Origin of the sequence: Pedococcus sp., assembly GCF_036554925.1 — a bacterium.
GTDB lineage: Bacteria > Actinomycetota > Actinomycetes > Actinomycetales > Dermatophilaceae > Pedococcus_A.
The window spans coordinates 16472-30109 of record NZ_DATBMI010000156.1 but is presented as its reverse complement, the minus strand read 5'-3'; the positions used below and the strand labels follow the sequence as shown (position 1 = coordinate 30109).

13 protein-coding genes are annotated in these 13638 nt (G+C 72.8%); 10 read left to right on the top strand and 3 right to left on the bottom strand.

Annotated elements, in window-relative coordinates; translation table 11 throughout:
- Positions 1-23: 23 nt before the first annotated feature.
- The 3 genes from VIB11_RS12685 to sucD all read left to right on the top strand — a co-directional run bounded on the left by VIB11_RS12685 (position 24) and on the right by sucD (position 3309).
- Entirely contained in the window at positions 24-1049 is a 1026-nt protein-coding gene (locus tag VIB11_RS12685) for a DUF3048 domain-containing protein (RefSeq protein ID WP_332031596.1), read from the top strand.
- 157 nt (positions 1050-1206) lie between these two features.
- Positions 1207-2382 (top strand): ADP-forming succinate--CoA ligase subunit beta, encoded by a 1176-nt coding sequence (gene sucC, locus VIB11_RS12680; protein WP_332031595.1) that lies wholly within the window; start codon positions 1207-1209, stop codon positions 2380-2382.
- A 33-nt stretch (positions 2383-2415) separates the two neighbouring features.
- Positions 2416-3309 (top strand): succinate--CoA ligase subunit alpha, encoded by an 894-nt coding sequence (gene sucD / locus VIB11_RS12675; RefSeq protein WP_332031594.1) that lies wholly within the window; start codon positions 2416-2418, stop codon positions 3307-3309.
- 96 nt (positions 3310-3405) lie between these two features.
- On the opposite strand, the gene VIB11_RS12670 is transcribed toward sucD, so the two are convergent.
- The 3 genes from VIB11_RS12670 to VIB11_RS12660 all read right to left on the bottom strand — a co-directional run bounded on the left by VIB11_RS12670 (position 3406) and on the right by VIB11_RS12660 (position 6189).
- The gene (locus VIB11_RS12670) at positions 3406-4839 is read right to left on the bottom strand and encodes a hypothetical protein (protein ID WP_332031593.1); all 1434 of its coding nucleotides are present in this window, start codon (positions 4837-4839) and stop codon (positions 3406-3408) included.
- Entirely contained in the window at positions 4832-5332 is a 501-nt protein-coding gene (locus VIB11_RS12665; RefSeq protein ID WP_332031592.1) for a SigE family RNA polymerase sigma factor, read from the bottom strand. Before VIB11_RS12665 ends, VIB11_RS12670 begins: the two co-directional genes overlap by 8 nt.
- A 140-nt stretch (positions 5333-5472) precedes the next feature.
- On the bottom strand, positions 5473-6189 hold the full coding sequence (locus tag VIB11_RS12660; RefSeq protein ID WP_332031591.1) for a helix-turn-helix domain-containing protein: 717 nt from the start codon (positions 6187-6189) through the stop codon (positions 5473-5475).
- Positions 6190-6385: 196 nt separating this feature from the next.
- Between VIB11_RS12660 and VIB11_RS12655 the strand changes: the two genes are divergently transcribed.
- From VIB11_RS12655 to VIB11_RS12625, 7 genes are read left to right on the top strand one after another with little or no spacing between them, the layout of a single operon-like run.
- Complete coding sequence (locus tag VIB11_RS12655; protein ID WP_332031590.1) at positions 6386-7702, top strand: Xaa-Pro peptidase family protein; 1317 nt, start codon at positions 6386-6388, stop codon at positions 7700-7702.
- Positions 7699-8700, top strand: a complete 1002-nt coding sequence (locus VIB11_RS12650) for a thiamine pyrophosphate-dependent dehydrogenase E1 component subunit alpha (RefSeq protein ID WP_332031589.1) — start codon at positions 7699-7701, stop codon at positions 8698-8700. The genes VIB11_RS12655 and VIB11_RS12650 overlap by 4 nt, the downstream gene beginning before the upstream one ends.
- Entirely contained in the window at positions 8697-9713 is a 1017-nt protein-coding gene (locus VIB11_RS12645) for an alpha-ketoacid dehydrogenase subunit beta (protein WP_332031588.1), read from the top strand. The genes VIB11_RS12650 and VIB11_RS12645 overlap by 4 nt, the downstream gene beginning before the upstream one ends.
- Positions 9714-9754: 41 nt before the next feature.
- Positions 9755-11119 (top strand): amidohydrolase family protein, encoded by a 1365-nt coding sequence (locus VIB11_RS12640; protein ID WP_332031587.1) that lies wholly within the window; start codon positions 9755-9757, stop codon positions 11117-11119.
- Positions 11116-12021 carry a cupin domain-containing protein gene (locus tag VIB11_RS12635; RefSeq protein ID WP_332031586.1) on the top strand — a complete coding sequence of 302 codons (906 nt, stop codon included), beginning with the start codon at positions 11116-11118 and terminating at the stop codon, positions 12019-12021. Before VIB11_RS12640 ends, VIB11_RS12635 begins: the two co-directional genes overlap by 4 nt.
- Positions 12018-12710, top strand: coding sequence for an SDR family NAD(P)-dependent oxidoreductase (locus VIB11_RS12630; RefSeq protein WP_332031585.1), 693 nt, complete (start codon positions 12018-12020; stop codon positions 12708-12710). The genes VIB11_RS12635 and VIB11_RS12630 overlap by 4 nt, the downstream gene beginning before the upstream one ends.
- Positions 12711-12726: 16 nt before the next feature.
- Complete coding sequence (locus tag VIB11_RS12625) at positions 12727-13611, top strand: NAD(P)-dependent oxidoreductase (RefSeq protein ID WP_332031584.1); 885 nt, start codon at positions 12727-12729, stop codon at positions 13609-13611.
- The last annotated feature ends 27 nt before the right edge of the window (positions 13612-13638 follow it).

Here is a 13638-nt window from a genome sequence, read left to right as displayed (position 1 = left end):
TCGCTCGTCCTACGCTCGTGGTCATGACCCCCCGACACGCGGTGCGCCGGGCCGCGCTGTCGACGGCGGCGGCTGCGCTCGTGACCTCCGTGGCCCTGGCGGGCTGCTCGGGTGAGGACCCAGCCGCCCGCCCCGCCACAGCGGCGCCCTCGACCAGCACGCCGACGACCACCCCCACGCCGAAGCCGTCACCGACCCTCGCGGCCCTCGCGGGCGGCCCCGTCCTGGCGGTCAAGATCGACAACACCCCCAGCGCCCGGCCGCGCATCGGCCTGAACCAGGCCGACGTCGTCTACGTCGAGCCGGTCGAGGGCGGGCTCACCCGGCTGCTGGCGGTCTTCTCCACCCGGATGCCTGCCGAGGTCGGGCCGGTTCGCAGCGCCCGGGAGTCCGACGTCGACCTGCTGGGCAACTACGGCAAGGTCGCGTTCGCCTACTCCGGCGGCTCGCCCTACACCCTGCGCCTGCTCCCCCGGGGCCAGCAGGTCAACCTGAGCTTCGACGCCTCCCGCACCGGCTTCCACCGGGACCCTTCCCGCCCCGCCCCGTACAACGTCGTCGGCGAGACCAAGGCGCTGCTGGCGCGGGCGGGCGGAAGCGTGCGTCCCCAGGACATCGGGTTCCGCTACGGCCCTCCCGCGGCCGGCGGCACCGCCGCGTCGTCGGTCACCGCCCGCTGGCCCGGCTCCCGGGTGACCCTCACGTGGAGCGCCCAGCGCAAGCAGTACCTCGTCACCACGGACGGGCGGCCCGACACCGGGGCCGACCGGGTGCAGCACGGGGCGTCCACGGTCGTCGTGCAGTACGTGAGGACCCGGCTCTCCGGCAACCGCGACGTCAACGGCATGCCCACCCCCGTCGTGCAGGTCACCGGGAGCGGGAAGGCCACCGTGCTCCGCGGCGGGAAGGCCTGGAACGGCGCGTGGTCGCGCAAGGGCGTGGCGGCGCCCACCAGCATCACCGCTGCCGGGAAACCGGTGACCATGGCACCCGGCGGGCCCGTCTGGGTGCTGCTCGTCGCGCCCGGGCAGGCCGTCACGGTGCGCTGACGCGCTGGGCGCCGGTATGCCGCGTGGTCCGCCACGCGGCATACCCGCGCAGCGTGAGTTTGGTCCCAGCGGTCGACCCGGACGGGCGGGGCCGCACCGCACAGGGCTAGTCTCGGGGCCGGACCACCCCCTTCGCAGACGAGGACGGATTCGACCCGTGGATCTCTTCGAGTACCAGGCGCGCGACATGTTCGAGGCGCACGGAGTGCCGGTTCTGGCCGGCAAGACCGCCACCACCCCCGAGCAGGCCCGTGCGGCCGCCGAGGAGATCGGCCCCAGGAGCGGCGGTGTCACCGTCGTCAAGGCCCAGGTCAAGACCGGCGGGCGCGGCAAGGCCGGCGGCGTCAAGGTCGCCAAGTCGCCGGAGGAGGCGGAGCAGCACGCTGCCGCCATCCTCGGCATGGACATCAAGGGCCACACCGTGGGCACCGTGATGATCGCCCAGGGCGCGCGCATCGCCGAGGAGTACTACTTCTCGCTGCTGCTCGACCGGGCCAACCGCTCCTACCTCGCGATGTGCAGCAAGGAGGGCGGCGTGGAGATCGAGCAGCTCGCGGTCGAGCGCCCCGACGCGCTCGCGAAGGTCGCGGTCGACCCCAACACGGGCATCGACGAGGCCAAGGCCCGCGAGATCGTCGACGCGGCCGGCTTCGACGCCGAGACCGGCGCCAAGATCGTCCCGGTGCTGACGTCGCTCTGGGAGGTCTACCGCGACGAGGACGCCACGCTGGTCGAGGTGAACCCGCTGGTGAAGACCGAGGACGGCGACATCATCGCCCTCGACGGCAAGGTCACCCTCGACGCGAACGCCGACTTCCGCCAGCCCGGCCACGCCGCGCTCGAGGACAAGGCCGCGGCCGACCCGCTCGAGGCCGCCGCCAAGGAGAAGGACCTCAACTACGTCAAGCTCGACGGCTCCGTCGGCATCATCGGCAACGGTGCGGGCCTGGTCATGTCGACCCTCGACGTCGTCGCCTACGCCGGTGAGGAGTTCGGTGGCCAGAAGCCCGCGAACTTCCTCGACATCGGTGGCGGCGCCTCCGCCGAGGTCATGGCCGACGGCCTGCACATCATCCTCGGCGACCCGCAGGTGAAGTCGGTGTTCGTCAACGTCTTCGGTGGCATCACCGCCTGTGACGCGGTGGCCAACGGCATCGTGGGCGCGCTGAAGAAGCTCGGCGACGAGGAGAACAAGCCGCTCGTCGTCCGCCTCGACGGCAACAACGTCGAGGAGGGCCGGCGCATCCTCGCCGAGTTCAACCACCCGCACGTGATCATCGAAGAGACCATGGACGGCGCCGCCCGCAAGGCCGCCGAGCTGGCCTCCAAGTAAGCCCGGCAGACCAAGAGAGACGGACTCACACCAATGGCAATCTTTCTCGACGAGAACTCCAAGGTCATCGTCCAGGGCATGACCGGCTCCGAGGGCATGAAGCACACCCAGCGCATGCTCAAGTCCGGCACCGCGATCGTCGGCGGGGTCAACCCGCGCAAGGCGGGCACCACCGTCGACTTCGAGGGCGGCACCACCGTCCCCGTGTTCGGCAGCGTGGCCGAGGCGATGAAGGAGACCGGCGCCAACGTGTCGGTCATCTTCGTGCCGCCGGCCTTCGCCAAGTCGGCCGTGGTCGAGGCGATCGACGCCGAGATGCCGCTCGCCGTGGTCATCACCGAGGGCATCGCCGTCAAGGACACCGCCGAGTTCTTCGCCTACTCGCAGGAGCAGGGCACCACCCGCATCGTCGGCCCGAACTGCCCCGGCCTGATCAGCCCCGGCAAGTCCAACGCGGGCATCATCCCCGCCGACATCGCCGGCGGCGGGCGCATCGGCCTGGTCTCCAAGTCGGGCACGCTGACCTACCAGATGATGTACGAGCTCAAGGAGTTCGGCTTCTCCTCGGCGGTCGGCATCGGCGGTGACCCGATCATCGGCACCACCCACATCGACTGCCTCGAGGCCTTCCAGAACGACCCCGAGACCGATGCGATCGTCATGATCGGCGAGATCGGCGGCGATGCGGAGGAGCGGGCGGCGGCCTACATCAAGGAGAACGTGACCAAGCCGGTCGTCGGCTACGTCGCGGGCTTCACCGCCCCCGAGGGCAAGACCATGGGCCACGCCGGCGCCATCGTCTCCGGCTCCTCCGGCACCGCGCAGGCGAAGAAGGAGGCCCTCGAGGCCGCCGGCGTCAAGGTCGGCAAGACGCCGTCCGAGACCGCCCAGCTCATGCGCGAGATCATGCAGGGCCTTGCGGGCTGAGCCAACCCCAGCGACGCGAAGCGGCCGGTCACCTCATTCGAGGTGGCCGGCCGCTTCCGGTATGCCGCGGGGCGGGTGGTCGCGCCGCCGTGGGGGCTACTTCTGGGCGGCGAGGTCCATGAGGCGCTGCAGCTCGGTGAAGCCCTCCTCGGCCGTGCCGGTGAAGCCCTGGCCGTCGCCGGTGCCGTGGAAGACGATCGTGCTGACGGCCCCCTCCGTCTGCTGCCCCGTGACGCCGACCCACTGGTACTGCGTGCCGGTGGCCTCGGCGGTGACCTTGGTCGTGAGCAGGTAGGTGCCCTTGACAGGGCCGCGCCTCGCGGTCGTCGTGTTCCCGGCAGGGTCGGTGCAGCCCTTCATGACCAGCTGGTCGAGTCGCTCGATGTCGGCCTGCACGAGCTCGTAGGCCTGCACGTCCTCGAAGAGACGGACCCGCTGCTTGCCGATGTAGTTGGCATCGCCGCTCCCGGCCCGGACCGACACGATGCCGTAGCGCCCGCCGACGCCGGCCTGGAACTCCTCCGTCTCGCACTGCACGATCGACGCCGAGCCCTCCTGCGCGCCGGGGCCGGCGTAGCTCCGCTGGCCTCCGGTCAGCACCGGCGAGGCCCACTGGGAGGCCGCGACGAACAGGGTCGAGGGAATCAGCGGCTCCACCCCCACGACCGGCATGTCCTCGTCGAGGGCTTTGGGCGGGGGAGCGGTGATGCCCGGCTTGGGCCCTGCCGTCGTGGCGTAGCGCCGCAGCCGCTCGCGGGCGATGGACACCAGGCCGGCCATGTCGACCTCGGTGGTGGCCCGCCCGGCGTCGGTGCCCGCCCCGACCTCGAGCCAGGCCACGCTCCGCCCGGACTGGGCGAGGCCGAGCCAGCCGGTCTCGCCGTCCTTGGTGTAGGACCAGAACCGCTCACCCTCGCGGGCGCCACCACGCGGGTCGACGCGCGGGGTCGGGCTGACCGGAGCCGCACACGAGGCGATCCCCTTGGCGAGGGTCTCCGCCCCGGCCACGGCCATCTGCTCGGTCGCGAACGTGTAGCGCGTCTGCACCCCGAGGAAGGTCTCATCCGGGCGGGCAGGATCGGCGACGACCCGCTGGGCCTCGGCCCGGGTGCCGGGCTCGAGGGTCTGGCACAGGTTGCCCTCGTAGGCGGGCTGGGCCTGGACCACCGGGGTGGTGCGCAGGCCGAGGCGCTGCTGCCACTCAGCGCCCAGCGGAAGCACGGACGGCGTCGCGAGGAGCCCCTCGGAGCCGGTCGTGGGTGCGGGAGCCGTGGCGGTGCTGGTGGCGGGTGGGACGGGCGTCGCGCCGTCACGGCCCATCGCGGCATACCCGACGGTGGCCGCGACGATCGCCGCAGCCGCGGCGCCGGCGGTCCACCCGAGCAGCGTGCGGCGCCGGCGGCCGTCGCCGCGCGACCGGATGAGGAACGGGTCGGCCAGCTCGACCGTGTCGCTGTCGGCACGCAGGGACCCCAGGGCCTGGCGGACCAGGGCGTCGTCCTCAGGGGTCCAGGTCTCGATGTCAGGCATGGTGGTACTCCTCGTGGCGCAGCGCGGCGGCTAGCTGGGCTCGACCTCGGTGCAGGCGGGCCTTCACGGTGCCCGCGGGGGTGTTGGTCTCGTGGGCGATCTGGTCGACGCTGAGGTCGCCGATGTAGTGCAGCGTCACGGCCTCGCGGACCGGCTCGCTGAGGGTCCGCAGGGCGGCGACGACGGCGACGCGGTCCTCGTTCGGTGGGCCGGTGTCGCCCGTGGTGCCGTGCCGGCGGTAGGCACGCTCCTGGCCGGTGCTCTTGCGCCAGGCCGAGATCGCCAGGCGTCTGGCGACGGTGCGCACCCACGCGAGGGGGTCGTCGTGGGTGCGCACCGTCGTCCACTGCTGCCAGGCCCGGGCGTAGGCCTCCTGGGTGCAGTCCTGGGCCAGCCCGAGGTCACCCGTGGAGGCGTAGACGAGGTGCACGACGCGCCGGGCGGTCTCGCGGTAGAACGCGTCGAACTCCGCGTCCCGTGCCTGGCCTGCCATGCTGCGCCTCCTGGGGTGGTCTGTCGTGTCTGTCGGCGACGGCCCACCGAGGACCCTCACCCCTGCAGACGCGGCACTCGGGCAGCCGGTTGCGCCCGTCGCGCCAGTTTCTCGCGGCCGGGCACCCCCTGCCCGGTCGCCTAGAGCAGGCCCGGCAGGTGGGCCCAGGCCGACGGGGTGGCGGTGGGCGCGACGCGTGGGTCGTCGCGCCGGGCCAGCACGAACCACACGGCGGTGCACGGCTCGTCGTGGGGGTTGCTGAGCCGGTGCGGGGTCGAGGAGTCGAAGTGGATCGAGTCGCCGGGCTCGAGCGTGTAGGTCTCGAACCCGACCTGCACCTCGAGGCGGCCGCTCACGATGACGCCGTACTCCCGCCCGCCGTGCCGGACCATGTCGTCCGGCGGGCAGGACGCGCTGCCCGGGCCGTACTCGACGTGCAGGAAGTCGACCAGGGGGTCGTCGACCGTCAGGCGCTCCCACGCCACCCCCGACATCTGCACCCGGCTGCGCTCGCGGGCGCGCACGACCGGCTGGTCGATGCGGGGCCAGCCTCCGGGGCCGCCCGCAGCGGCTGCCGGCCCCGCCGCGGCCGCCCCGCCGGCAGGGTCGGGAACCGCGTCGGCGGGCCCGCCCAGCAGCTCGTTCAGGGAGACGCCGAGCACCGAGACCAGGGCGTAGAGCGTGCCCACCGAGGGGTTGGCCTTGCCCAGCTCCACCTGCGAGACGAAGCTCGGCGAGACGTCGACCTGCCGGGCGAGCTCGCGCAGGGACAGCCCGCGCGACTCCCGCGCCGCACGGAGCGCCGCACCGAGGCTCTCGGCCCGCGGCTCGGGCCCCGGGGGGATCGCGCTGGTCATCCGGCCCCTTCCTCGGGTCACACGCGTGTAGTGGGACTGTACACCTGTGCGGGTCGGAGCCCCGAGATCGTCGATGTTCGGTGCGGCCCGTGGTGAAGCTCTCCACGATCGCCTACGCCTTGTGAAGTAATACTTGACACCCTCTCGCGGTCGGTGGCTTACTCGAAAGACCTGCAAGGCGTGAGGCCGGTGACCTATGGCAATCCGCACGTTTGGGCCCAACGCGGTCGACTGGGAGCAGCGCATCGACCTGGACCGGCTGCGCGGTGACCGGCTGGCGCGGATCAGCGCACAGCTCGAGGCGTCCTCCCTCGGCGGTCTGCTGTGCTTCGACTTCTCCAACATCCGGTACCTCACCTCGACGCACATCGGCACGTGGGCGCTGGACAAGCTGATCCGCTTCGCGGTGCTGCCGCGCGGCGGCCAGCCGGTGCTGTGGGACTTCGGCTCGGCGGCCCGCCACCACCAGCTGTTCAACCCCTGGCTGGACGGCGAGAGACGTGCCAGGGCCGGCATCTCCACCCTCCGCGGCGCCTTCCACCCCGGCTCCGGCACTGCCGAGGAGGTGGCCCGCAAGGTGGCCACGGTGCTGCGTGAGCACGGCATGGAGGGCGAGCCGCTCGGAGTCGACATCGTCGAGATGCCGGTCCTCGCGGCTCTCCGGGCCGAGGGCGTCGACGTCGTGGACGGGCAGCAGGTCTTCCTCGAGGCCCGCCGCATCAAGACCGCCGACGAGATCGGGCTCCTGACGCAGGCCTGTTCCATGGTCGACGCGGCCTACGAGGAGCTGTACGGGTTCCTGCGGCCGGGGGTGCGCGAGAACGAGTGCGTGGGCCTGGTGAGCAAGGTGCTCTACGACCTCGGCAGCGAGTTCGTCGAGGGGGTCAACGCCATCTCGGGCGAGCGGTGCGCGCCCCACCCGCACGTCTACAGCGACCGGGTCGTGCGGCCCGGGGACCCAGCCTTCTTCGACATCCTCCACAGCCACCTCGGCTACCGGACCTGCTACTACCGCTGCTTCGCCGTCGGCAGCGCCTCGCCGGCCATGCGCGACGCCTACACCCGGTGCCGGGAGTACATGGACCGTGCCATCGCCCGGGTGCGCCCCGGCGCCACGACCGCCGACATCGTCGAGGTCTGGCCCACGGCCCAGGAGTTCGGCTTCGCCAGCGAGGAGGCAGCCTTCGCCCTCCAGTACGGCCACGGGGTGGGCCTGAGCATCTGGGAGAAGCCGATCTTCAGCCGGCTGGTCTCGCTCGAGCACCCGGAGACCCTCGAGGAGGGCATGGTCTTCGCGCTCGAGACCTACTGGCCGGCCGCGGACGGCTGGTCCGCCGCGCGCATCGAGGAGGAGGTGGTCGTGACCGCCGACGGCTGCGAGGTGATCACGAAGTTCCCTGCCGAGGACCTCCTCATCGCCGGCCAGCGCTACTGGACCGTCGGCGGCCCGCTGGCGCCGGTCCGCGAGTCGCAGTCGCACCTCAACACCACCCTGGGCCGGGGCGAGCCGTGAGCACGGACACCGCCGCCCCGGTCGACGCCGCGACGCTGCTCGGCTGGTACGAGCAGATGGCCCTGATCCGTGCCACGGAGAAGGCCGCCCACGACCTGTTCCTGCGCGGGCTGGTCAAGGGGACGACCCACCTGGCCGCGGGCCACGAGGCCGTCGCGGTCGGGGCCAGCGCGGCGCTGCGGCCGGACGACTACGTGTTCGCCACCTACCGGGGCCACCACCACGCCATCGCCCGCGGCGCCAGCCCGGAGGCCTGCCTCGCCGAGCTGATGCAGCGGCGGACGGGGGTGTGCCGGGCCAAGGGCGGGTCCATGCACCTCACCCGGGCGGACCGGGGGATGCTCGGGTCGTACGCCATCGTGGGGGCCCACCTGCCCATGGCAAACGGTGCGGCCTGGTCCGCGCGCCTGCGGGGCACGAGCCAGGTCGCGGTGGCCTTCTTCGGCGACGGGGCGACGAACATCGGGGCGTTCCACGAGGCCCTCAACCTGGCAGCCGTGTGGCGGCTGCCGGTCGTCTTCGTCTGCGAGAACAACCGCTACATGGAGTACACGGCCATCGGCTCCGTGACCTCGGTGCCCAACCCCGCGGCCGACCGTGCGGCCGCCAACGGCATGCCGGGCGTCCTCGTCGACGGCAACGACGTGGTGGCCGTCCGCGATGCCGTGGCCGAGGCGGTGGTGCGGGCCCGCTCCGGGGGCGGGCCGACCGTGGTCGAGGCGCTGACGTACCGGCACTTCGGGCACAGCCGCACCGACCCCGGCACCTACCGTCCCGCGGAGGAGGTCGAGGCGTGGCTCGCCCGCGACCCGCTGCTCGTGGTCCGGCGGCGTCTCCTCGAGCACGGCACCCCGGAGGCTGACGTCGACGCCGCGGCGGAGCGGGCCCGCGCTGCGGTGGCCGCCGCGGTCCACGCGGCGCAGTCCGCTCCGCCGGCCGACCCGGCCGAGGCGTTCACCGACGTCTGGGCGGACGGAGGGGCGACGTGGCGGACGTGAGCACAGCGGACGTGAGTGCAGCAGGCACGGGCTCCGAGGCCGTGATGACGTACCGGGACGCCGTGTCGGAGGGCATCGCCCGCGAGATGCGCCGCGACCCGCGGGTGGTGTGCCTGGGCGAGGACATCGGTGCCGCCGGCGGGGTCTTCAAGACGACCGCCGGTCTCTTCGACGAGTTCGGCCCCGAGCGGGTGTGGGACACCCCCATCTCGGAGCAGGCGATCGTCGGCGCCGCCATGGGGGCCGCGATGACCGGCCTGCGCCCCGTCGCGGAGATCATGTTCAGCGACTTCCTCGCGTGCTGCTGGGACTACCTGGCCAACGAGATCCCCAAGGCCCGGTACATGACCGGCGGGCAGGTCACCGTCCCGCTCGTGGTCCGCACCGCCAACGGCGGCGGCCTCGGCTTCGGCGCGCAGCACTCGCAGTCGGTGGAGAACTGGGCCCTGGCGGTCCCCGGGCTGAAGATCGTGGCACCCTCGACGCCCGCCGACGTCGTGGGGCTCATGGCGTCCGCGATCCGCAGCGACGACCCCGTCGTGTTCTTCGAGCACAAGGGGCTCTTCGCCAGCAAGGGGCCGGCCGCCCCGCCCGACCACGTCGTCCCGCTCGGCCGGGCCGAGGTCGTCCGGGCGGGCGCGGACATCACCGTGGTCACGCTCGCCTCGACCGTCCCGATGGCGCTCGCGGCGGCGGAGGTCCTTGCGGCCGATGGCATCTCGGCCGAGGTCGTCGACCTGCGGTGCCTCATTCCCCTGGACGTGACCACTGTGCTGTCCTCGCTGGCCAGGACCAGCCGGGTGCTCGTCGTGGAGGAGAACCCGTTCCAGGGCGGCTGGGGCGCGACCGTCGCGTCGATCCTGGCCGACGAGGGCTTCGAGCTGCTCGACGCCCCGATCCGCAGGCTGGCCGGGGAGAACGTCCCGCTGCCCTTCGCCGACGCCCTCGAGCAGCAGGTCATCCCCACGGTCGACAAGGTCGTCACCGCCGTCAGGCGGCTCGTCTCGTACTAGCAGCGCGACCGGGGCCACCGGCCGTCAGGAAGGGAGCAGCAATGGGCAAGATCCTCCTCAAGGGCGGCACCGTGCTGTCGGTGGACCCCCAGGTCGGCGACCTCCCCACCGGGGACGTCCTCATCGACGGTGAGACGATCGCCGGGGTCGAGGCCAGCATCGACGCCGATGCCGAGGTCGTCGACTGCACGGGCCGGATCGTCATCCCCGGGTTCGTCGACACCCACCGGCACACGTGGGAGGCAGCGATCCGCAACTGCGCGCCCGACGCGACGCTCGACGACTACTTCGTGGAGGTGCTCGACACCTTCGCCCCGCTCTACCGGCCCGAGGACGTCTACGCCAGCAACGTCGCGGGGTCGCTCGAGTGCCTCAACGCCGGCATCACGACCCTCGTCGACTGGTCGCACATCAACAACACCCCCGACCACCCGGACGCGGCCATCCAGGGGCTGAAGGAGAGCGGCATCCGGTCGCTGTACGCCTACGGGAGCGCCAACACCTCCCTGGAGAAGTACTGGTTCTTCAGCTCCGAGGCGATCCCCGGTGACGACGTCCGGCGGGTGCGCGAGACGTACTTCTCCTCGGACAGCGGCCTGCTCACGATGGGCCTGGCGACGCGGGGGCCCGGCTTCACCCAGGACCAGGTGGTCCAGGCCGAGTGGGGCCTGGCCCGGGAGCTCGGCATCCCCATCACCGTGCACGTGGGCATGGGCCGGCTGGCGGGCCGCTTCGCCATGGTCGAGCAGCTCGACCGCCTGGGCCTGCTCGGGCCCGACACGACGTTCATCCACTGCTGCTACTTCAGCGACCACGAGTGGCAGCGGGTCAAGGACACCGGCGGCACCATCTCGATCGCACCGCAGGTCGAGCTCCAGATGGGGCACGGGTGGCCGCCGGTCAACAAGGCGCGCCAGTTCGGGCTGCGGCCGAGCCTGTCGATCGACGTCGTGACGACCGTGCCGGGCGACATGTTCACCCAGATCCGGGCGGCGTTCGGCGCCGAGCGAGCCCGGGTCAACGCGGTCACCTGGGAGTCGGGCGCGCCGACCCCCGAGACGATGCTGACCGCGCGGGACATGCTCACCATGGCCACCCTGGACGGAGCCCACGTCGCCGGGCTCGAGGACCGCACGGGCTCGCTGACCCCGGGGAAGCAGGCCGACGTGGTCGTCGTCGACGCCTCCGCCATCGGTGTCGCCCCCGTCCACGACCCGGTGGCCGCGGTCACGCTGTCGGCCGACGTGTCCAACGTCGAGCACGTCATCGTCGGCGGCGTGTTCCGCAAGCGCGACTTCAGGCTGGTGGCCGACGTCGCGACGGCTCTGGCGCGGGTGCGCGCCTCGCGCGACTTCCTCGCGGAGGCGGCGGCCAAGGCAGCGAAGGCGAAGGAGTCGGCTGCGTGAGCACCCACCACCTGGTCCGCCGGGGCATCGCGCCGGAGTGGGTGCCGGCGCACGGCCGGCTCGCCGGCGCGACCGGGTATGCCGCCTGGTCGGTCGTGGACGCCGGTACGCCCGCCGTGCACACCGGCTTCGGCCTGGGGCGGTTCGACCCCGGCGGGTCGGTCCCCGCCCACGTGCACTCCTACGAGGAGAGCCTGTACGTCCTGCAGGGACAGGTGGTGGTGCAGACGCACGGCGAGGCGGTGCGTCTCGGGCCGGGCGACTACGGGCTGCTCCCGGTGGGGGTGCCGCACTCGCTGCGCAACGGCGGCGCCCACGAGGCGGTGTTCGCGCGCATGTCGGCGCCCACGCCGCGTCCCGACCACCACTACGACACGTTCGTGGTTCCCGAGCTGCAGCACACCGAGCCCCTCGCCGCAGACGTGCGGGACCCGCGGCTGCGCCGCTTCGGCCACCTCGACGAGGCAGCCATGGACCCGGCCCTCCAGACCCAGGACCGGCTCGCGGTGTCGGCGAGCATGCGCACGGCGCTCCTGGTGTACAGCGGGATCACCGTGAGGATGATGGTCGACTCCGACCTCGGCGCCACCCTGTCGACGATGTTCATGGTCGAGTACCAGCCGGACGGCGTCGCCGGGGCACACGACCACCCGTTCGAGGAGACGTACCTCATCGTCGAGGGAGCCGTGGAGGCGACGTTCGACGGCAGGCCCTACCGGCTCGAGGTGGGCGACGTCGCCTGGGCGGGGGTCGGGTGCGTCCACGGCTTCCGCAACGTCGGCGACGGGCCGGTGCGCTGGCTGGAGACCCAGGCCCCGCAGCCGCCGGGGAGGCACTCGTACCGCTTCGCCCGGGACTGGGAGTACCTCCAGCAGAAGCTGCACCAGGGAGGCGCGACATGAGGACCCTGGTCGTCGGCGGCACGGCGGGAATGGGCCTCGAGGTCGCGCGCCGCCGCGCCGCGCGAGGGGACGAGGTCGTGCTCACCGGGCGGGACGCCACCCGTGCCGAGGAGGTGGCCGCCTCGGTCGGGGCGTCCGCCCGCGGCATACCCCTCGACCTGAGCCGGCCCCACGCCGTCGGCCAGGCGCTCGCGGACGTCGGGACGGTGGACCGGCTGGTGCTGGCCGCGATCGAGCGGGACGCCAACACCATCGCGGACTACGACATCGACCGGGCCACGCGGCTGGCCACGATCAAGCTCATCGGCTACGCGGAGGCGATCCACGCGCTCCGCCCACGGCTGCCCGACGATGCGGCGATCCTGCTCTTCGGCGGCCGGGCCAAGGACAAGCCCTACCCGGGGTCGATCACGGTCTCGTCGGTCAACGGCGCCGTGACCGGGATGGTCAACGCGCTCGCGCTCGAGCTGGCGCCGATCCGGGTCAACGCGATCCACCCGGGCATCGTGGGCGACAGCCCGTTCTGGGCCGGCAAGCCGGACGCCGTCCTCGAGGGCTACCGCAGCCGGACCCCCACCGGTCGGCTGGCCACGATGGGCGACATCGTGGCCGCGGTGGACTTCCTGCTCGAGAACGCCAGTGTCAACGCCGTCCAGCTCTACGTCGACGGGGGGTGGCTGGTCACGTGACGGGTGACCAGTGGGCATGAGGGTCGCCGTCGTCGGCACCGGCCGGATGGGTGGGGCGATGGTGGGGCGGCTCGTGGCCGCCGGCCACCAGGTGACGGTCTACAACAGGACGCACGCCAAGGCGGAGGCGGTGGGAGCACGCCATGGCGCCGCAGTGGGGTCCACGGCCCGCGAGGCCGTCCACGACGCAGACGTGGTGCTGGTCTCGCTGGCCGACGACGCGGCGGTGGTCGCGGCCTACGGCGGGCCCGAGGGCCTGGTGGCCGGCCTGCGGGCCGGACAGGTCGTGGCCGACACGAGCACCGTCGACCCCGACACCCTGCGTGGGCTGGAGCGTGGCGTGGCCGCCGTCGGGGCCACCCTCCTCGACACCCCGGTGTCGGGCAGCGTGTCGACGGTGGAGGCCGGGGCCCTGCTGGTGATGGCCGGCGGTCCCGCCCTGGCGCTGGAGCGTGCCAGGCCGGCCCTGGACGCGATCGCCAGCCGGATCGCCCACCTGGGCGCCCTCGGCGCCGGCGCCACCATGAAGCTCGTCGTCAACGCCATGGTGCATGCCCTCAACGGGGCGCTGGCCGAGGCCCTGGTGCTGGCCGAGAGGGCCGGCGTCGACCGGGCCGCCGCCTACGACGTCATCGCCTCGAGTGCGGTCGGTGCGCCCTTCGTCGGCTACAAGCGCGAGTCCTACCTTCACCCCGAGGAGGCGCCGGTGGCCTTCGCCCTCGGCCTGGTCGCCAAGGACCTCGCGCTGGCGGACACCCTCGCGGCCCGGGTCGGTGCCGTGATGCCGCAGCTGGTCGTGAACCGCGAGGTGGTGCAGCGCGCCGTCGCGGCCGGCCTGGGCGACGCGGACCTCAGCGCCCTCGCCACGCTGCTGCGGCAGGAGTCGGATCGGCGCCCCTGACTGGGCGCTCGTCGCGGCTCCGGCCCA

Bases quoted from the DNA above. Each gene is read 5' to 3' on its own strand.
- VIB11_RS12685 (WP_332031596.1), top strand. From the start codon at position 24: ATGACCCCCCGACACGCGGTGCGCCGGGCCGCGCTGTCGACGGCGGCG.
- sucD (WP_332031594.1), top strand. From the start codon at position 2,416: ATGGCAATCTTTCTCGACGAGAACTCCAAGGTCATCGTCCAGGGCATG.
- VIB11_RS12670 (WP_332031593.1), bottom strand. From the start codon at position 4,839: ATGCCTGACATCGAGACCTGGACCCCTGAGGACGACGCCCTGGTCCGC.
- VIB11_RS12665 (WP_332031592.1), bottom strand. From the start codon at position 5,332: ATGGCAGGCCAGGCACGGGACGCGGAGTTCGACGCGTTCTACCGCGAG.
- VIB11_RS12660 (WP_332031591.1), bottom strand. From the start codon at position 6,189: ATGACCAGCGCGATCCCCCCGGGGCCCGAGCCGCGGGCCGAGAGCCTC.
- VIB11_RS12655 (WP_332031590.1), top strand. From the start codon at position 6,386: ATGGCAATCCGCACGTTTGGGCCCAACGCGGTCGACTGGGAGCAGCGC.
- VIB11_RS12640 (WP_332031587.1), top strand. From the start codon at position 9,755: ATGGGCAAGATCCTCCTCAAGGGCGGCACCGTGCTGTCGGTGGACCCC.
- VIB11_RS12630 (WP_332031585.1), top strand. From the start codon at position 12,018: ATGAGGACCCTGGTCGTCGGCGGCACGGCGGGAATGGGCCTCGAGGTC.
- VIB11_RS12625 (WP_332031584.1), top strand. From the start codon at position 12,727: ATGAGGGTCGCCGTCGTCGGCACCGGCCGGATGGGTGGGGCGATGGTG.